18 protein-coding genes are annotated in these 18,882 nt (G+C 71.7%); 8 read left to right on the top strand and 10 right to left on the bottom strand.

Features of this window, described 5'->3' with window-relative positions; genetic code table 11:
- Positions 1-138: 138 nt before the first annotated feature.
- The 7 genes from VGN50_RS08185 to VGN50_RS08155 all read left to right on the top strand — a co-directional run bounded on the left by VGN50_RS08185 (position 139) and on the right by VGN50_RS08155 (position 7,570).
- Positions 139-1,707 carry an ABC transporter ATP-binding protein gene (locus tag VGN50_RS08185; protein WP_414694584.1) on the top strand — a complete coding sequence of 523 codons (1,569 nt, stop codon included), beginning with the start codon at positions 139-141 and terminating at the stop codon, positions 1,705-1,707.
- Entirely contained in the window at positions 1,704-2,822 is a 1,119-nt protein-coding gene (locus VGN50_RS08180) for an ABC transporter permease (RefSeq protein ID WP_327444246.1), read from the top strand. Before VGN50_RS08185 ends, VGN50_RS08180 begins: the two co-directional genes overlap by 4 nt.
- Positions 2,819-4,087, top strand: coding sequence for an ABC transporter permease (locus tag VGN50_RS08175; protein ID WP_327444245.1), 1,269 nt, complete (start codon positions 2,819-2,821; stop codon positions 4,085-4,087). Before VGN50_RS08180 ends, VGN50_RS08175 begins: the two co-directional genes overlap by 4 nt.
- 83 nt (positions 4,088-4,170) lie before the next feature.
- Positions 4,171-4,536 carry a cytidine deaminase gene (locus VGN50_RS08170; RefSeq protein ID WP_414694583.1) on the top strand — a complete coding sequence of 122 codons (366 nt, stop codon included), beginning with the start codon at positions 4,171-4,173 and terminating at the stop codon, positions 4,534-4,536.
- Between the two features lie 160 nt (positions 4,537-4,696).
- Positions 4,697-5,989 (top strand): thymidine phosphorylase, encoded by a 1,293-nt coding sequence (locus tag VGN50_RS08165; protein WP_327444243.1) that lies wholly within the window; start codon positions 4,697-4,699, stop codon positions 5,987-5,989.
- 10 nt (positions 5,990-5,999) lie between these two features.
- Positions 6,000-6,401 carry a cupin gene (locus tag VGN50_RS08160; RefSeq protein WP_327444242.1) on the top strand — a complete coding sequence of 134 codons (402 nt, stop codon included), beginning with the start codon at positions 6,000-6,002 and terminating at the stop codon, positions 6,399-6,401.
- Positions 6,402-6,460: 59 nt separating this feature from the next.
- On the top strand, positions 6,461-7,570 hold the full coding sequence (locus VGN50_RS08155; RefSeq protein WP_414694582.1) for an adenosine deaminase: 1,110 nt from the start codon (positions 6,461-6,463) through the stop codon (positions 7,568-7,570).
- Between the two features lie 9 nt (positions 7,571-7,579).
- On the opposite strand, the gene VGN50_RS08150 is transcribed toward VGN50_RS08155, so the two are convergent.
- Positions 7,580-8,401, bottom strand: coding sequence for an RDD family protein (locus VGN50_RS08150; RefSeq protein ID WP_327444241.1), 822 nt, complete (start codon positions 8,399-8,401; stop codon positions 7,580-7,582).
- A 23-nt stretch (positions 8,402-8,424) separates the two neighbouring features.
- Between VGN50_RS08150 and VGN50_RS08145 the strand changes: the two genes are divergently transcribed.
- Positions 8,425-9,417: a stage II sporulation protein M gene (locus tag VGN50_RS08145; RefSeq protein WP_327444240.1), complete on the top strand. Its 993-nt coding sequence runs from the start codon at positions 8,425-8,427 to the stop codon at positions 9,415-9,417.
- A gap of 58 nt (positions 9,418-9,475) precedes the next feature.
- On the opposite strand, the gene VGN50_RS08140 is transcribed toward VGN50_RS08145, so the two are convergent.
- The 9 genes from VGN50_RS08140 to deoC form a co-directional block, all read right to left on the bottom strand.
- Positions 9,476-10,768, bottom strand: a complete 1,293-nt coding sequence (locus VGN50_RS08140; protein WP_327444238.1) for a DUF58 domain-containing protein — start codon at positions 10,766-10,768, stop codon at positions 9,476-9,478.
- Positions 10,768-11,808 (bottom strand): MoxR family ATPase, encoded by a 1,041-nt coding sequence (locus VGN50_RS08135; protein ID WP_327444236.1) that lies wholly within the window; start codon positions 11,806-11,808, stop codon positions 10,768-10,770. The genes VGN50_RS08140 and VGN50_RS08135 overlap by 1 nt, the downstream gene beginning before the upstream one ends.
- Positions 11,805-12,944 carry a DUF4350 domain-containing protein gene (locus tag VGN50_RS08130; RefSeq protein WP_327444235.1) on the bottom strand — a complete coding sequence of 380 codons (1,140 nt, stop codon included), beginning with the start codon at positions 12,942-12,944 and terminating at the stop codon, positions 11,805-11,807. Before VGN50_RS08130 ends, VGN50_RS08135 begins: the two co-directional genes overlap by 4 nt.
- A gap of 95 nt (positions 12,945-13,039) precedes the next feature.
- Positions 13,040-13,678 carry a DUF4129 domain-containing protein gene (locus tag VGN50_RS08125; protein ID WP_327444234.1) on the bottom strand — a complete coding sequence of 213 codons (639 nt, stop codon included), beginning with the start codon at positions 13,676-13,678 and terminating at the stop codon, positions 13,040-13,042.
- 4 nt (positions 13,679-13,682) lie between these two features.
- Positions 13,683-14,774 (bottom strand): hypothetical protein, encoded by a 1,092-nt coding sequence (locus tag VGN50_RS08120; protein ID WP_327444232.1) that lies wholly within the window; start codon positions 14,772-14,774, stop codon positions 13,683-13,685.
- Between the two features lie 73 nt (positions 14,775-14,847).
- A complete protein-coding gene (locus tag VGN50_RS08115) occupies positions 14,848-15,507 on the bottom strand; it encodes an ATP-binding protein (RefSeq protein WP_327444231.1) in 660 nt (219 codons plus the stop codon).
- Between the two features lie 3 nt (positions 15,508-15,510).
- A complete protein-coding gene (locus VGN50_RS08110) occupies positions 15,511-16,428 on the bottom strand; it encodes an aldehyde dehydrogenase family protein (RefSeq protein WP_327444230.1) in 918 nt (305 codons plus the stop codon).
- Positions 16,425-17,882 carry an aldehyde dehydrogenase family protein gene (locus VGN50_RS08105; protein WP_327444229.1) on the bottom strand — a complete coding sequence of 486 codons (1,458 nt, stop codon included), beginning with the start codon at positions 17,880-17,882 and terminating at the stop codon, positions 16,425-16,427. Before VGN50_RS08105 ends, VGN50_RS08110 begins: the two co-directional genes overlap by 4 nt.
- 27 nt (positions 17,883-17,909) lie before the next feature.
- On the bottom strand, positions 17,910-18,882 hold a 973-nt coding region (gene deoC, locus VGN50_RS08100; RefSeq protein WP_327444228.1), incomplete at its 5' end, for a deoxyribose-phosphate aldolase.

The following is an 18,882-nucleotide window of genomic DNA, read 5'->3' as shown; positions in this document are numbered from 1 at the left end:
CGGCCTGCGTCCACCGGTGTGCCGGGTGCGTATGCCGAGTGCGCCAGGTACACCCGCCGCCCGCGACGACGCGGGCCCGTCCCAGGAGTGTGAGCCATCACCACCTCCCCACCACAGACCGAGCCGACGGCCGCCCAGCTGGCCGGTCAGGCCCCGGCGGTCGAGCTCGAGGGCATCACCAAGCGGTTCCCCGGGGTCGTCGCGAACAGGGACATCACGTTCTCGGTGCGGCGTGGCACGGTGCACGCCATCGTGGGGGAGAACGGCGCCGGAAAGTCGACCCTGATGAAGATCCTCTACGGGGTACAGCGGCCCGACGAGGGCACCATCAAGATCGACGGGCGCGCCGTCAACCTGCACTCGCCGGCCGATGCCATCGCTGCCGGCATCGGCATGGTGTTCCAGCACTTCATGCTGGCGGACAACCTCACGGTGCTCGAGAACGTCGTGCTCGGCGCCGAGCGGCTGCACGGCATCGGGGACCGGGCCCGGGCCGAGATCGCCCGGATCTCCACGGCCTACAAGCTGGAGGTCGACCCCGATGCGCTGGTGGCCGACCTCGGGGTCGGGGCGCGTCAGCGCATCGAGATCCTCAAGGTCCTCTATCGCGGTGCGAAGACGCTGATTCTCGACGAGCCGACCGCCGTCCTCGTGCCACAGGAGGTCGACGAGCTGTTCGAGCAGCTGGGCGAGCTCAAGGACGAGGGCCTGACCGTCCTGTTCATCTCCCACAAGCTCGACGAGGTCCTCAAGGTCGCGGACGCCATCACCGTCATCAGGCGCGGCACGACCATCGACACCGTCGACCCGGCCAGCGTCAACGCGCGCCAGCTCGCCGAGCTGATGGTGGGCTCTGAGCTCCCGTCGCCGACGACCGAGGAGTCGACCGTCACCGACCGCGTCCTGCTGCGCGTCGAGGGGCTGGTCCTCGGCGGCGGCGACGGAAGCGGCCGTCCCCTGCTCGACGACATCTCGCTCACGATCCACGCCGGCGAGGTCCTGGGCATCGCCGGAGTCGAGGGCAACGGCCAGGCCGAGCTGGTCGAGGTGATCATGGGGATGCGCGAGCCGAGTGCCGGCACGGTCTTCCTGGGCGACACCGACATCTCCAGCTGGCACACCCGCGAGATCCGCGAGGCCGGCGTCGGCTACATCCCCGAGGACCGGCACCGGCACGGGCTCCTCCTCGAGGCGCCACTGTGGGAGAACCGCATCCTGGGTCACCAGACCGAGGCCCCCAACGTCCGGGGCGCGCTGGTCGACGTCGCCGCAGCCAAGAAGGACACCGAGCGGATCGTGAAGGCGTACGACGTCCGCACGCCCTCGATCAACGTCACCGCCGGGTCGCTCTCCGGCGGCAACCAGCAGAAGCTCATCATCGGCCGGGAGATGAGCCACCACCCCAAGGTCCTCGTGGCTGCCCACCCCACCCGCGGCGTCGACGTCGGCGCCCAGGCGACCATCTGGGACCTGATCCGGGACGCTCGGCGTGAGGGGCTCGCCGTGCTGCTCATCTCGGCCGACCTGGAGGAGCTGATCGGGCTGTCCGACACCATCCGGGTCATCCTGCGTGGCCGGCTCTCGGGCGACTTCGACCCCAACCAGGTCACGGCCGAGGACCTGGGTGCTGCCATGACGGGTGCGGGGGAACGCACCGCGACGGCCGAGGCTCCGGCCCCCGACCCGACCACAGAAGGTGACCGATGACCGCCCTGACCCCTCGGCGCATCCTGCTCAGCCTGGCCGCGCCCGTCCTGGCGCTGGTCGTCGCGTTCGTGGTGACCTCGCTCGTCCTCGTTGCCGTGGGTGACCCCGTCGCCCAGGTCTGGCAGACCATCCTGACCGTCCCCCGGCCGCGCCAGACCGTCAACATCATCAACGCCGCGTCCGTCCTCTATCTCTCCGCGATCGCGGTGGCGGTGGGCTTCCGGATGAACCTCTTCAACATCGGCGTCGACGGCCAGTACCGCGTCGCCGCGTTCGCCGCCGCCGTGTTCGCGGGTCAGGGGTGGGTGCCCGGTTGGCTGAACATCATCGCGAGCCTCGTCGTCGCGATGGTGGCGGGCGGCCTGTGGGCCTCCATCGCGGCATACCTCAAGGTCCGTCGCGGTGTCTCCGAGGTGATCTCGACGATCATGCTCAACGCCATCGCCACCGGCGTCGTGAGCTGGCTCCTGCTCAAGGCGGCCGGCCAGAGCGCCGGCTCCAACAACATCGAGACCAAGGTGATCCCCGACTCCTCGCAGCTCGACGGGTTCGGACTGGTGCCCGGAGCGACCAACAAGGTCTACACGCTCATCATCCTGTCGATCGTCATCGGCCTCCTCTACTGGTTCGTGCTCGGCAAGACCAGGTTCGGGTTCGACCTGCGCGCCACCGGCCGCTCGGAGACGGCCGCGGTCGCCAGCGGCGTGAACGTGCCTCGGATGGTCGTCATCGCGATGGTGGCCTCGGGCGCGCTCGCCGGCCTGGTGGGCATGCCGCTGCTGTTCGGCCAGGACCATAACTACGGGACGACCTTCCAGTCCGGTCTCGGCTTCGCGGGCATCGCCATCGCGCTGCTCGGGCGCAACAACGCCGTCGGCATCGCCTTCGCGTCGGTGCTGTGGGCCTTCCTCGACGTCCAGTCCAACGCGCTGCAGATCCAGGCAGGCGTCGCGCAGGAGCTCGTCAACATCATCCAGGGCGTCATCCTGTTCGCCGTCGTCATCGCCTACGAGCTGATCCGGCGCGCCGACAAGAGGCTCGAGCAACAGCGCGTCGCACGCGAGCTCACGGCCCAGAGCAGCACCAGCCCCGCCAAGGAAGGAGCCCCGGCATGAGCGCCGCAGGACTCGAGGTCGGCGCCACCACCGTGGCCGACCGTGTCAGGCCCCGCCGCCGCCTGGGACCGCGCGAATGGCTCGTCATCGCCGTCGGGGCCCTGGCCGTGGTCTCCATCCTGCGGCTGGTGACCGGCTCCAACGACATCGACTCCTCGGGCGCCCTCGCCGCCGCCATCGGGCTGGCCGTGCCGATCGGGCTGGCCGGTCTTGGCGGTCTGTGGTCCGAGCGGGCCGGGGTCGTCAACATCGGCCTCGAGGGCATGATGATCCTCGGCACGTGGGGCGCTGGCTTCTTCGGCTACCACTACGGGCCATGGGCGGGCGTCCTGGGAGCCATCGCGCTCGGCGTGCTGGGTGGGCTCATCCACGCGGTCGCCACGGTGAGCTTCGGGGTCGACCACATCGTCTCGGGTGTCGCCCTCAACATCATCGGTCTCGGCGTCGCCAAGTACCTGGCGGCGCGGTTCTTCACCGGACTGCCCGGCGGTGGGCCGACGCAGTCCCCGCCGATCGCCCCGCTCCCGAACTTCACCGTCCCCGGGGTGTCCAGCGGCCTGGCCAACATCGAGGGTAGACACTGGTTCCTCGTGAGCGACCTGGCTGGCGTGCTCGGTGCCCTGTGCACCAACCTGTCCGCGCTCACGATCATCGCCGTGCTGCTGTTCGTGGCGACCTGGTGGGTGCTGTGGCGCTCGGCCTTCGGCCTGCGGCTGCGCTCGGTCGGCGAGTCCCCGGTCGCGGCGGAGTCTCTCGGCGTCAACGTGCGGCGTTACAAGTTCGTCGCCGTCCTCATCTCGGGTGGGCTGGCCGGGCTCGGCGGTGGCTTCCTCGCCCTCGTGGCCGCGAACATCTACCGCGACGGCCAGACCGGCGGCCGAGGCTACATCGGTCTCGCGGCCATGATCTTCGGCAACTGGCGACCCGGCGGCCTGCTCACCGGTGCGGCGCTGTTCGGCTACACCGACGCGGTGCAGCTGCGCGGAGGCACCACGGTGCACGCGTTCCTGCTGCTCTTCGCCGTGCTGCTGGTCGCCGTCGGCGTGTGGCAGATCGTGCGCCACCGGCGGCTCCCGCAGGGCCTCGTGGCCATCGTGGTCGGCGCGCTCGTGGGTTGGTGGTACTTCGCCTCGAGCGCGGTGCCGGCCGAGCTCACCGGTACGACGCCCTACGTCACCACGCTGCTCGTGCTCGCCTTCGCCTCGCAGCGGTTGCGCATGCCGGCCGCCGACGGGCAGGTCTATCGCAAGGGCGAGGGGCACTAGTGCCCTCCGACACCGCGCCCTGCGACACCGCGCCCTCCGGCGAGATCGACTGGGATGCCCTGCGCGACCGGGCGGTCGAGATCATGGGCCTTGCCTACGCGCCCTACTCCCGGTTCCCCGTCGGCGTGGCCGGGCTCGTGGACGACGGGCGGGTCGTCGTGGGCTGCAACGTCGAGAACGCCGCGTACGGCGTCGGGCTGTGCGCGGAGTGCGGCTTGGTGTCCCACCTGCACGCCACCGGTGGCGGACGCCTCGTCGCTGTCTCGTGCGTGGGCGTGGACGGTGCCCCGCTGATGCCCTGCGGGCGCTGCCGACAGCTGCTCTGGGAGCACGGCGGACCGACCTGCCTGCTGCTGACGCCAGAGGGTGTCCTGCCCATGAGCGCGGTGCTGCCCCAGGCGTTCGGTCCTGACAACCTCGAGATCGCGGGCTCGCCGCCGCCGGCCTGACAGCGTGACGCCTGACGGCCATCCGTGGCCTCCGTGCCGCGGATGCCCGCCAGGCGGCCAAAGACACGGCCATCCGCGCCCTGCGCGTCACGGATGGCTGCCGCTGGCGGGGATGGTCGGCGTGGTGGGAGCGGCCCAGGGCTTCTGACACGATGGGCGCGTGAGTACCGAGACTTTCGACGCCGTCGACATCATCGTGACCAAGCGCGGCCGGGGTGAGCTGTCCGACGGCCAGATCGACTGGGTCGTCGACGCCTACACCCGAGGGGTCGTTGCCGACGAGCAGATGTCGAGCCTGGCCATGGCCATCCTGCTCAACGGCATGAACCGGCGTGAGATCTCGCGCTGGACCTCCGCCATGATCCGCAGTGGCGAGCGCATGGACTTCTCGTCCCTGTCGCGGCCGACCTCCGACAAGCACTCGACCGGCGGTGTCGGCGACAAGATCACCCTGCCGCTCGCCCCTCTGGTCGCGGCCTGCGGCGTCGCTGTCCCGCAGCTGTCGGGCCGCGGCCTCGGCCACACCGGGGGCACCCTCGACAAGCTCGAGTCGATCCCGGGCTGGCGGGCCACGCTGACCAACGCGCAGATGCTCGCTCAGCTCGAGGACGTCGGAGCGGTGATCTGCGCCGCGGGCGACGGCCTGGCCCCGGCCGACAAGAAGCTCTACGCGCTGCGCGACGTCACCGGAACCGTCGAGGCGATCCCGCTCATCGCGTCCTCGATCATGAGCAAGAAGATCGCCGAGGGCACCGGTGCTCTCGTGCTCGACGTCAAGGTCGGCAGCGGCGCGTTCATGAAGTCCGTCGACGACGCCCGTGAGCTGGCGCGGACGATGGTCGACCTCGGCACGGATGCCGGCGTCACCACGGTCGCCCTCCTCACCAACATGCAGGTCCCCCTCGGGCTGACGGCCGGCAACGCGCTCGAGGTGCGTGAGTCTGTGGAGGTGCTCGCCGGCGGGGGGCCCCAGGACGTGGTCGAGCTGACCCTGGTGCTCGCGCGCGAGATGCTCGCCGCGGCCGGTCGTACCGACGTCGACCCTGCGGATGCGCTCGCAGACGGCCGTGCCATGGACGTCTGGAAGGCCATGATCCGCGCCCAGGGGGGCGACCCGGACGCCGCCCTGCCCGTAGCCAAGGAGACCCACGAGGTCCTGGCGGCCGCCGACGGGGTGCTCACCCAGCTCGATGCCCTCCAGGTGGGGGTGGCCGCCTGGCGGCTCGGCGCGGGCCGCGCCCGCAAGGAGGACCCGGTGCAGGCCGGCGCCGGCGTGGAGCTGCATGCCAAGCCCGGTGCGACGGTGCGGGCGGGCGAGAAGCTGCTGACGCTGCATACGGACACACCGGAGCGGTTCGAACGGGCCCTGGAGGCGCTGGACGGCGCCTACTCGATCGCGCCCGAGGGCTCGCGGCCCGACCTGCTGCCGCTGGTCATCGAGAAGATCTCCTAAGGTGGGCTGCGTGCCTCAGCTGATCGCGACTCCCACGACCATCCCCGTCCCTGGCGGCAAGATCATCGACGAACACGTCGGCCGGGTGAACACCGGCACGGAGGCGGTGTCGGTGGCCCACATGAAGGCTCCCGGGGACTGGACCGAGCCGTTCCAGACGCCGGAGTTCGACGAGGTCACCCTCGTCCTCGCCGGGGCCGTGCTGGTCGACCATGACGGCGGTCAGCTGCGCGTCGAGGCCGGCCAGAGCGTCATCACCCGGGCGGGGGAGCGGATCCGCTACTCCACGGGCGCCGAGGGTGCCGAGTACGTCGCCGTGTGCCTGCCTGCCTTCGCCCCGGACACGGTGCACCGCGACGACGAGCACAGCAGCGAGCTGAGCAGCGACGACCACCGCGTGGCCGGCGCGTGATCTTCGGACGCAGGCCCAGCGCCGACGCCGACGCCGACCAGGTTGTCGTCACCGACCCGATACTCCGCGCCCCCAAGGCGCTCCTGCACGACCACCTCGATGGTGGCCTGCGGCCCAGCACGATCATCGAGATCGCCGACGAGGTCGGGTATGCCGGGCTGCCCAGTACCGACGTCGACGCGCTGGCCGGATGGTTCCGGGAGAGCGCGGACTCGGGCTCGCTCGTGCGTTACCTCGAGACCTTCGACCACACGATCGCCGTGATGCAGACCGCCGAGGGACTGCGTCGCGTGGCCCGCGAGAGCGTGATGGACCTGGCCGCTGACGGGGTGGTCTATGCCGAGAGCCGCTACGCCCCCGAGCAGCACCTCGAGGGCGGCCTCGAGCTCGAGGACGTCGTCGAGGCCGTCAACGCGGGGTTCCGCGAGGGCGAGCAGGAGGCCGCCGCGGCGGGCACGCCGATTCGCGTCACCGCCCTGCTCACCGCCATGCGCCACGCGGCCAAGAGCACCGAGATCGCCGAGCTGGCCGTGCGCTACCGCGACCGGGGTGTCGCCGGCTTCGACATCGCGGGAGCCGAGGCCGGCTTCCCGCCCACCCGGCACCTCGACGCCTTCGAGTACCTGCGCCGCGAGAACGCCCACTTCACCATCCACGCCGGCGAGGCCTTCGGGCTCCCCAGCATCTGGGAGGCGATCCAGTGGTGCGGAGCCGACCGGCTGGGTCACGGAGTGAGGATCGTCGACGACCTCATCGTGCGCGGCAAGCCGTTCGGCGCTGACGTGGCAGCGGCGATCGCCGCCGACGCCGACGAGATCGTGCTCGGCCGGCTCGCCGCATACGTGCGTGACACCCGCATCCCGCTGGAGATGTGCCCGAGCAGCAACGTCCAGACCGGCGCTGCGGCCTCCGTTGCGCTGCACCCGATCTCGCTGCTCAAGCGGCTGCGGTTCCGCGTCACCGTGAACACCGACAACCGCCTCATGAGCGGCACGTCCATGTCGCGCGAGATGGGGCTGCTGGTCGACGAGGCGGGCTGGTCGATGGACGACCTGCGCTGGGTGACCATCAACGCCATGAAGTCGGCGTTCATCCCGTTCGACGAGCGGCTGGCGATCATCGACGAGGTCGTCAAGCCGGGCTACGACGCGTTGGCCGCCGCACGCTGAGGAGCCGGCTCAGCGCAGGGGGTCGGGCGGCAGCAGCTGGTCGCGCCGAGCATCCTGGCGGGCGAGCCGCTCGGCGTCGCGGCGGCGCCGCTCCGCGATGACGGCCGCTAGCACGTACTCCGCGTGGATGCCCGGGGGCGGTGGTGGCGACACCAGGGGGAGCACCGATCGCAGCAGCTCCTGGCCCAGCTCGTGGCGCGCCGCCGGGGTCAGTGCTGCCGCGCGCCCGAGGAACTGCCGGATCGCGATGGCCAGGCCCGGTGGCAGCGACCCCAGGTCGGCCTGCACCGCCCACGCGCCGAGAGGTGGCGGCATCTGCGGTGGTGGCAGCAGTCGCAGGGAGACCCGCTGGGTGACGACGTAGGTCCCTGCCGCCATGTCTCCGAGGCGCTTGGCCCTCGTGCTGAGGATCGCGGCAACGAGGGCACCCGACCCGAACAGCAGGTAGATCTCGACCCAGCCGACGAGCGCGCGGGTCAACGCGTGTCGCGCCGTGATCGGGCCGCCGTCGTCGCGCACCACGCGCAGCCCGAGCGCGAGCTTGCCGAGCGTGCGACCGCGGGTGAGCGTCTCGACAGCCGCGGGGAGCCCAACGGTCACCCCCACGACCATGAGCAGGCTCACCGTGATGTCCACCGCATCCGACGAGCCACCGAACACAGCGCTCACCACGATGCCGCCGAAGAAAAGGCCGGCCGCGGCGACGAGCAGGTCGATGACACCCGACGCCGCGCGGGCGCCGACCGAGGCCACCGGCAGCTCGACAGCCACGCCCTCGCCGGTGACCACGTCCTCGGCCGCATAGCTGCGGTAACCGGCCCCCGTGCTCATGGCCGAAGCATAGAGTGGCGCCCGTGGACCTGGACGCGTATGCCGGTGCGCGAGGCGCGCAGTGGAGGCGCCTCGACGAGCTGGCCCGGCAGCGTCGGGTCACCGGGGCCGAGGGCGACGAGCTGCTGGACCTCTACCAGCGCGTCTCCACGGACCTGTCGGTCGTGCGCTCGGCCAGTCCCGACCCGGCCCTGGTGTCGTACCTGTCGCTCTTGCTGGCCAGGGCGCGCGTCACGATGGTCGGCACCCGCACGAGCACCTGGACCGACCTCCTGGGTTTCTTCACCAGGACGTTCCCGGCAGCCCTCTATCGGACCCGCTGGTGGTGGCTCTCCACCGCTGCGACCAGCCTGGCCGTCGTCGTGCTGGTCGCGCTGTGGACGTTGCGGCACCCGGAGGTCTACACCAGCCAGCTCACGCCGGGGCAGGTCAACGCCTATGTGGGCACCGACTTCCAGCACTACTACTCCGAGTTCCCCCACCACGAGTTCGCCACGATGGTGTGGGTCAACAACGCCTGGGTGGCGGCCCAGTGCATCGCGTTCGGCGTGCTCGGGCTTCCCGTGCTGTACGTGCTCGTGTCCAACGTCGAAGCGCTCGGCGTCGTCGCGGCGCTGATGATGTCCCACGGTCGTACCGCGCTGTTCTTCGGGCTGATCCTGCCGCACGGTCTGCTCGAGCTGACGGCGGTGTTCGTCGCCGGAGGAGTGGGGCTGCGGCTGTTCTGGTCGTGGGTCGACCCGGGGCCGCGCCCGCGTCTGCGGGCCCTGGCTGCAGAGGCGCGTATGGCGGTCGGGATGACTCTCGGGCTTGCGGTGGTGCTGCTCGTCAGCGGGACGATCGAAGGTTTCGTCACGCCGTCAGGGCTGCCGACCTGGTCGCGCATCGGCATCGGCATCGTCGCGGAGGCCGTGTTCTTCGCCTATGTCTTCGTCGTCGGGCGGCGTGCGCACCACGCGGGTGTCACCGGTGACGTCAGCGTCCGCGATGCCGGGGACGCCCCGATCCAGGGGTGACCCTGCGGGGGGCGACGCTGCGGGGGCATCCCTGGGGGGCAACCCCGCAGAGGCGACCTCAGAGCAGACCCTGGCGCTTCAGCATGAGGTAGTGGTCGGCCAGTCGCGCAGGAAGGAGATCCGGGGGCTCATCGAGCACATCGACGCCGAGGCTCGCCAGGGCCGCTGCCGTGCGCTCGCGGAGGGCGGTCGTCCGCTCCGCGGCGGCCGCGTCGTAGACATGCTCGAGGGTGTCGCGACTGGCGCGCATCCGGGCCACCGCAGGGTCTGACACTGACGCGACGACCACGCGGTGATGGGCGGCCAGGACCGGCAGGACGGGGAGGAGCCCCTGCTCGACGGAGGACGGTTCGAGCGGCGTGAGCAGGACGACGAGGGCGCGGTGGGTGCCGAGCCTGGTGATCTCGGTGGCCAGCAGGGCCCAGTCGGCCTCGACCAGTCGAGACTCGACGGGGGCCAGCGTGCTGATGGTGTCGTGCAGCAGCCGGGCCCGGTCCGACCCGGCGACGCGAGCGAGGACCGCGCGGTCCCCGGCGATGACCTGCACGCGGTCATGCGCGTGACCGGCGAGCGCCGTGAGCAGCAACGCGGCATCCATGGCGCCGTCCAGGCGGGGAGCGTCGTCCACCCGCCCCGCCGAGGTGCGTGAGGTATCGATGACGATGACGATCCTGCGGTGCTGCTCGGGCTGCCACGTGCGGACGACGAGGTGCTGACGCCGGGCGGTCGCACGCCAGTCGATGCTGCGGACGTCGTCGCCGTCGACATACTCGCGCAGGCTGTCGAACTCCGTGCCCTGGCCGCGGGTCCGCACCGCCGTACGCCCGTCGAGCTGTCGCAGCACGGCCAGCCGGCTGGGCAGGTGCTTGCGAGCGGGGAAGGGGTGCACCGTGCGCAGCCGGCCGGGCACCGCGAACGACCGTTGCCGCGCGGCCAGCCCGAGCGGTCCGATGGACCTCACCGTCACCGCGTGCGCCTCTCGGTCGCCGCGCCGGGTGGGCGTCAGGACCGTGGTGACCCGGGTGCGTTCGCCCGGCCGCAGGCTGACCGTATGCCGCGTCGTGGCCGCCCCTGCCGAGGGCGGCCACGCGTCGCGCACGAGGCCGCGGACCCGTCTGCGGCCGGTGTTGGTCACCAGCACCGAGGTGGACCCCTGGTCGCCCAGGCGGACCTGGCCCGGACCCTGACGCTCGAACGTCAGGCGTCGGGGCGAGCTGGCCAGCAGCAGGTCCAGGCCGAGCAGCACGGCGGTCAGCAGCCACCACAGCCGCACGGTGTCACCGCTGGGCCACACGGCCACCGGGACCAGCCCCGACAGGGTGAGTGCGACGGCTCGGTAGGTCAGTGACATCAGCGCGGGACCGGCACCGCTCCGAGGGCGCTGTCGAGGACGGCCGTGACGGTGACGCCTTCGAGCTCGGCCTCGGGACGCAGGGACAGCCGGTGGGCGAGCGTCGCGTGGGCCAGGGCCTTGACGTCGTCGGGGGTGACGTAGCCGCGACCGTTCATCCACGCCCATGCCCGGGAGGTGGCCATGAGTGCGGTGGCTCCGCGGGGGCTCACTCCGAGGGCGAGCGACGGCGACGTGCGGGTGGCCCGGGCGATGTCGACGATGTACGCGGCCACCTCGTCGGAGATCTCGACCTGGCGCACCGCCTCGGCGCCTGCGGCGAGGTCGTCCGGGGAGGCCACCGGCCGCAGACCCGCGGCAGCGAGGTCGCCGGGGTCGAACCCGCTGGCGTGGCGCCTCAGCACCTCGAGCTCCTCCCCGCGTGCCGGGATCGGCAGGGTGACCTTGAGCAGGAAGCGGTCGAGCTGGGCCTCCGGCAGTGGGTAGGTGCCTTCGTACTCCACGGGGTTCTGCGTCGCGGCCACCATGAACGGGTGGGGAAGCGGTCGCGGCCGGCCCTCGACGCTGACCTGCCGCTCCTCCATGGCCTCGAGGAGGGCGGACTGGGTCTTGGGTGGAGTGCGGTTGATCTCGTCGGCCAGCAGCAGGTTGGTGAAGACCGGTCCGGGGCGGAACGTGAAGTCGCTCGTGGACGCGTCGTAGACCAGGGAGCCGGTGAGGTCCCCAGGCATGAGGTCAGGGGTGAACTGGACGCGCTTGGTCTCCACGGACAGGGCCGCCGCAAGGCTGCGTACCAGCAGCGTCTTGGCCACGCCTGGGACGCCCTCGAGCAGGATGTGACCGCGGGCGAGCAGGGCGACGAGCAGGCCCGCGACGGCCGCGTCCTGACCCACGACGGCCTTGGCGACCTCGGCCCGGACGGCGAGCAGCGCCGCCCGCGCGTCGGGCGCAGCGGCTCGGGGTGGTTCGGGTTCGCGCAGTGGTTCGGTCGGGCCCTGAGTCACGCCCTGCTGGTCGGTCAGGCCCTGCTGGTTGGTCATGGGGTACGGACCCTCTCCTCGAGCCGGCTCAGTGAGACGGCGATCGTATGCAGCTCGGCATCTGTGGTGGGTGGCGCTCCGGCGAGCAGCGCGGCGACCTCGGCGGCCGGCATACCGGATGCCGCGGCAGCGGCGGGCACCACGACCGTGAGCTCGGTGGTGGGCAGCCCAAGACGCCGGGCCAGCCGCGTGGTGGCCGCGACGCGCAGGATCCGTGCGGCGCGCTCGCGGTCTCGCGCCCTACGGTAGATCCGGCCGCGGCTCTCGGTGGTCTCCACAGCGCGGACCACCACGGGCAGGCGCTCGGTGACCAGCGCGCCCATCCGCCGGCCGCGCACCACGGCGAGCATGAGGACGGCGGTGGCCAGGAGCACGGCGGCGGGGCCGAGCCAGACGGGCCACGGGCTGGGGGTCGGGGCCCCGGATGCGTTCGCGAGGTCGCCCAGGCCGGGCTGGTACCAGACCAGCCGTGGTGAGTGCCCGAGCGCCCGTACCGCCAGCCCGGCGTGGGAGGCGGTGGCCAGGAAGCGGTTGGTGAACGCCGGCGTCATCCCCAGTGCCACGACCTCGGGGTGGTCGGCCGTGGCTGGCAGCGTTGCCATCGCCGCGCCGAACGCGGCATCCGGCGTACCGGAGGCGTGCCTTGGATCCGAGAGCACGAAGCACAGCTGCGAGCGGCTCCGGCCGGTCTCGGTGTCGACGAGACCCTCGTCGACCTCGCTGACCGTGTCGTCCCCCCTGGCGACACTCGTGGAGCAGCCAGACCTGAGATCGGTGACCACACCGGCCGGGGTCGCTGTCAGGGGCAACGCCAGCACGTCCAGCTGCTCAGACGTTGGCGAGAGCAGGACGAGCCGGTCGGCCCGCCGGCTGGCCCTGGCCAGCGTGGTGGTGCTGTCGTGGCCGAGGTACTCGGGGTCCGCCACCACGACCGTCGTCCCCGAGGCGGGCGCCGCGTCGACCAGGGCCTGCGCCGACCGCACGACCTGGACGTCGACCCCGTGATGACGCAGCACCTCCACGAGTGCCCTGCCACCGCCGGGTCCGGTGCCGTCCGGGTCGAGGTCCTGGGAGGGCTGGGCTGTGGCGAGCGCGAGGGCTCCGAGGGCTGCGAGGCCGCACGCTACGACGCCCACCCACGGGACCCAGCGGCGTGCCCTGGCGGCGCGGGAGGGGGACGAACCGTCCGGGGCGCGTGGGGCCGTCGAAGCGGCCGGCGCAGTGGAGGTCGTCATCGGGCGGTCACCGAGGGCAGCCGGGGTCGGCTGCGGAGCACGGTCTCGTCGAGGTCTGCCGCGCGTCGAGCCTGGTCGGACGTCGCCGACAGGTGGCCGTAACGGACGGCGTCGAAGGCTGCAGCCGTCGCCTCGAGGGCGTCGCGGTGCTCAGGGAACAGCGGCCCCAGGGCGACCGCCGCCTCATGGGCGGTGCGCCCCGGCAGCTCGTCCAGGAGGGTGCGCTCGACGGCGGAGGCAGCCACGGCGCGGTAGGAGTCGAGCAGCACGGCATCCCAGTCACCCTGCCCCGCGGCGGCCCTGGCCCGCCGTCGGTAGTCGCCGGCACGCAGCCCCTCCTCGGCCAGGCCGGCGCTCCGGGCGCCTCTGGTCCTGGTGGCGCGGCCCTCCCTGCGCAGCACGAGCGCCACGATGAGGGCGACGGCTGCGAGGACCACGACCACGACCACCGGAACCATCCAGCTGGGCACACCGGCGCTGTGGCCGCCACCCGTCTGGCTCAGCAGCCACTCGGTCAGCCGCCGCCACCACGGCACGCTGGTGTCGTAGCGTCCGTGGGCCAGCTCGTCACGGGCCCACTGCTGGGCCTGGGGCGAGCTCGGGTCCAGCGGCGGCTGGTCGAACGGCACGATCATGGGCTCAGGCAGACTCCGGCCGGCGGTAGTCCCCCGGTTGTCCCAGCGGCGCGTGGGTCTCGGCTTGGGCAGCGGCGATGAGCTGCACGTCCAGGCCCTCACGGCGGATCCGCTGGTCGACGTACAGCAGTGCGTCGACCCCGGCGCTGAACGGTGTCGTCAGGGACCCCGCGACCAGCGCGGCCACGCCGCTACTGAGCGTCTGCCAGACGTACACCTTGCTCAGGTCGCCGGTGAACACCAGGGCAGCCGCGCCGAGGATGGCCAGCGGCACGGTGAGGATCTGCCGGGCGAACCCTGCGACGACAGCACTGAGGAGCCGGATGCCCAGCACCCGCCAGAACTGTGTCCCGCTGGTGAGCCGCCACGAGCGCTTGACGCCGCCGAGGACGCCGATCCGTTCGAGGACGACCGCAGCGGGGACGAACGCCAGACGAGTGCCGAGGAAGAGCACGAGGGCCGTCGTCACGAGTGCTGCCACGACGACGAGCACGATCGGGCCGCCGAGGCCGGACCCATCTCCGCTCTGGACGGCGCTGACGAGCGCCAGGACGGGCGCGACCAGGATGATGGCGGCGGCACCGAGCGTGACCACCACGATGAGCGCCGTGGCGCCGACGAGCCGCAGGATGAAGCCCCGCGTGCCCTGCCAGGTCTGGCCGGCGCTCACCCGTCGCCCCAGCACCGCCTGGCCGACCACGAAGGCGAGGAAACCGGTCAACGGCACTGCGGAGAGGATGGTCCCGACGCCCGGGAGGTAGGTGGCGAAAGCCGGCCCGGCGTCGGGTGTCCCCGCAGAGGCCAGCCAGGTGCCGAGCGCCGTCGTCGGCACGAGGAAGGCCAGGGAGGTCACGAACGCCAGGCCGACCGTCGCGGCGACGTTGCCGCGCACCGCCTTCACCACGCCCGAGTAGACATCGCCGAGAGACAGGGGCCGCAGGGGGATGATGCCCGGCCGGAGGTGCACGGTGAGCGGGGGTGCCATCGGAGCGACCGGGTATGCCGCGGGAGCCGGGTATGCCGCGGCGCCAGACGGCGGTCCGGCGGGTTGCGGCACTGGCTCGCTCCCCGGGGCCACCCACTGTGGCTCGGTCATCGATGCTCCCCTCCTGCCGTGGTGGAACCCTAACCGAACGGCACCTGCGGGATGCCCCGAACCAGCGGAGCGGTCAGTGGACCAGAGCCGACAGGAGCGGTTCGATCTCGGCCGCGGGTGCCGAGGTCGCACCCAGCGCCTCCTGACGGGCTACGACCTGCGGCTCGGCTCGCATGAGCGCGATACCGCGGCGCAGCAATGTCCAAGGTGGCTTGCGCCGCTCGGACAGGTCACGCAGGAGCCTCCACGCGAAGGTCACGAGCCGGTGATGGTGCACGCAGTAGGCCGCCGCAAGCAGCCCACGGGCGCGCAGCTCGCCGATGATCTCGGCGGCGAAGATGCCCTCGGCCAGGATGAGGTCGGAGGGCTCGGCCCGCACGGTGTGGCTTCCCACGGCCCTGCTGTGGCTGAGGTCGTAGGCGGGGGTCTGCACCTCACCGCTGTCGACGAGGGTGGACAGGGCCTGCACCGCGGCCTCGCGGTTCCACGAGTCGGGATGGTCCCAGTCGACGATCCCCAGCTCCTGGCTGCGCGGGACCCGCGGGTCGTCACCGTCGCGGTAGAAGTCGTCGAGGCGCAGGATCGGCCAGCCATGGGCGGCGCTCAGCCGTGCCGCCAGCCGCGACTTCCCCGCGCCGCTGGGACCGGCGAGGACGACGACGCGCGCCCGGTCGAGGTGAACCCGCCCGGCGTCACCGGCGTGCTCACCTCGACCCACCGGGAGGCTGGACACGGGTCAGCGGCCCTTGGGGTGCCAGACCGTCTTGGTCTCGAGGAAGGCCGTGACCCGGGACAGGTCAGGGGTCGCCGCCCAGTCCGGCTCGACGGCGGCGGTGCCGTTGCCCGCTGGGCGCAGGACCCGCTTGAGGTTCTCGGCGGCCGCGAGCTCGAGGTCACCCCAGGCGAGGCCGTCGGCGTCCGCGGCACCGCTCAGGTCGATGGCGTTGACATCGCGGTGAGAGGCTATCCACGGGGCCACCTCAGCGGTGCGCCCGGTGATGATGTTGACGACGCCACCGGGCACGTCGGAGGTCGCCAGCGCCTCGGACAGCGTGATCGCCGGCAGCGGTCGGCGCTCGCTGGTGAGGACCACGGCGGTGTTGCCCGACACGATCACCGGCGCCACGACCGAGACCAGGCCGAGGAGCGAGGAGCCTTGCGGCGCAAGGACTCCCACGACGCCGGTGGGCTCGGGGGCGGAGATGTCGAAGTACGGCCCCGCGACCGGGTTGAGCCCACCGAGGACCTGCGCGAGCTTGTCGGTCCAGCCGGCATACCAGACCCAGCGGTCGATGGCCGCGGAGACGACGGCGTCCGCGCGTGCTTCGGTCAGGCCCTCGCTGGCCCGCACTTCGGCGACGAACTGGGCGCGTCGGCCCTCCATCACCTCGGCGACCCGATAGAGCACCTGACCGCGGTTGTATGCCGTGGCGCCGGCCCAGCCTGCGAACGCCGCGCGAGCTGCCACGACGGCGTCACGGGCGTCCTTGCGCGAGCCCATCGCGGCGTTGGCGAGGAACTGCGGCGAGCGCCCGGTCGAGAACACCTCGTAGGAGCGCCCGGACTCCGAGCGGGGGAACTTGCCGCCGATGTAGAGCTTGTAGGTCTTGCGCACGTCGACTCTACTGTCGGCGGTGCTGGCGGTGGGGGTCACTTGGCGTCTCCTGTCGTGACGTAGGCGGACAGGCCGTGACGGCCACCCTCGCGGCCGTAGCCCGACTCCTTGTAGCCACCGAACGGGCTGGTCGGGTCGAACTTGTTGAAGGTGTTGGCCCACACCACTCCTGCGCGGAGCTGGTCGGCCATCCACAGGATGCGCGAGCCCTTCTCGGTCCAGACGCCGGCCGACAGCCCATACGGCGTGTTGTTGGCCTTGGCGACGGCCTCGTGGGGCGTGCGGAACGTCAGCACCGACAGGACCGGACCGAAGATCTCCTCCTGGGCGATGCGGTGGGTCTGGCTGACCCCGGTGAAGACGGTGGGGCGGAACCAGAAGCCCTTCTCCGGCAGGGCGCAGTCGGTGTCCCAGCGCTGCGCGCCCTCGGCCTCACCGACAGCGGTCAGCTCGGTAATGCGGTCGAGCTGCGCCTTGGAGTTGATCGCTCCCACGTCGGTGTTCTTGTCGAGCGGGTCGCCGACCCGCAGCGTGGCCAGGCGGCGCTTGAGGCGCTTCTCCACCTCGTCGGCGATGGTCTCCTGGACGAGCAGCCGGGAGCCGGCGCAGCAGACGTGACCCTGGTTGAAGAAGATGCCGTTGACGATGCCCTCGACGGCCTGGTCGAGCGGCGCGTCGTCGAAGACGATGTTCGCGGCCTTGCCGCCGAGCTCGAGGGTGGCCTTCTTGCGGGTGCCCGCGATGGACCTGGCGATCATCTTGCCGACACCCGTGGAGCCGGTGAACGCCAGCTTGTCGATGCCGGGGTGGTCGACGATCGCCTGACCGGTCGCTCCGGCGCCGGTGACGATGTTGACCACACCAGCGGGCAGGTCGGCCTGCTGGAGCACCTCGGCGAACAGCAGCGCGCTCAGCGGGGTCGTCTCAGCCGGCTTGATGACGACGGTGTTGCCGGTGGCCAGCGCCGGGGCGATCTTCCAGGCCAGCATCAGCAGCGGGAAGTTCCAGGGGATGACCTGGCCCACCACGCCGTGCGGGCGTGGCTGGGCGCCCACCGTGCCCAGACCGGCATACTCCAGCTTGTCCGCCCAGCCGGCGTGGTAGAAGAAGTGCGCCGCGGCGAGCGGCACGTCCACGTCACGGCTCTCCTTGATCGGCTTGCCGTTGTCGAGGCTCTCCAGGACGGCGAACTCGCGAGCGCGCTCCTGCAGGATGCGGGCGATCCGGAAGAGGTACTTGCCCCGGTCGGCGCCGGACATCCGGCCCCAGACGCCGGTGTAGGCGCGGCGGGCAGCGGCGACGGCGCGGTCGACGTCGGCCTCGCTGGCGCTGGTGACCTCGGCGAGGACCTCCTCGGTGGCCGGGCTGATCGACTTGAAACTCGACCCGCCCTGGGACTCGGTGAACTCACCGTTGATGAACAAGCCGTAGGAGGGCTTGAGGTCGACGACGGCCCGGGACTCGGGAGCCGGTGCGTACTCGAACGTGGCCATGTGTGGAGAGGTCCTCGGAGTCGAAGGTCAGTAGAGGCTGGGCGAGTCGTCGGTGACGTAGTCGGGCCCGGAGTAGGCGCCGGTGCGCAGCTTCTGGCGCTGCAGCAGCAGGTCGTTGAGCAGGCTCGAGGCACCGAAGCGGAACCAGTGCGGGTCGAGCCAGTGGTCGCCGGCCACCTCGCTGACCGCGACGAGGAACTTCAGGGCGTCCTTGCTGGTGCGTATGCCGCCCGCGGGCTTCACCCCGACCATCTCACCGGTGCTCTCGCGCCAGTCGCGGACCGCCTCGAGCATCACCAGCGTCACCGGGAGCGTCGCTGCGGGTGACACCTTGCCGGTGGAGGTCTTGATGAAGTCGGCGCCGGCCAGCATCGACAGCCATGACGCGCGACGCACGTTGTCGTAGGTCACCAGCTCGCCGGTCTCCATGATGACCTTGAGTCGCGCCCGGGTCCCGTCGGGCCGGACGCAGACCTGCCCCACCTCGGCGATCTCGCGGAACACCCCCAGGTAGTCACCCGACAGGAACGCCCCACGGTCGATGACCATGTCGATCTCGTCGGCGCCGGCAGCCACAGCGTCACGGGTGTCGGCCAGCTTGACCGGCATCAGCGCCCTCCCGCTGGGGAACGCCGTCGCCACCGCGGCGACCCTGACCCCGCTGCTGCCCAGCGCCGCCTTGGCCACCGGCACCATGTCGCCGTAGACGCAGATCGCGGCGGGGCGCGGGGTGGAGGCATCGGTGGGGTCCGGGCTCAGGGCTTTGGCGCACAGGCCACGCACCTTGCCCGCTGTGTCGGCGCCCTCGAGCGTCGTGAGGTCGATCATCGAGATCGCGGTGTCGATGCCCCACACCTTGGACGTCGTCTTGATCGACCGGGTGCCCAGGCCTGCCGCGCGGCTCTCGCAGCCCACCTGGTCGACCCCGGGCAGGCCGTGGAGCCAGCTCGTCAGGGCAGCGTTGGTCAGGCGCGAGACGCCGAGGAGGTCACGGGCCCGA

This window comes from Pedococcus sp., from assembly GCF_036000045.1.
Classification (GTDB): domain Bacteria; phylum Actinomycetota; class Actinomycetes; order Actinomycetales; family Dermatophilaceae; genus Pedococcus.
The sequence above is the reverse complement of the archived record's forward strand: the minus strand, read 5'-3'. Positions and strand labels throughout refer to the sequence as shown.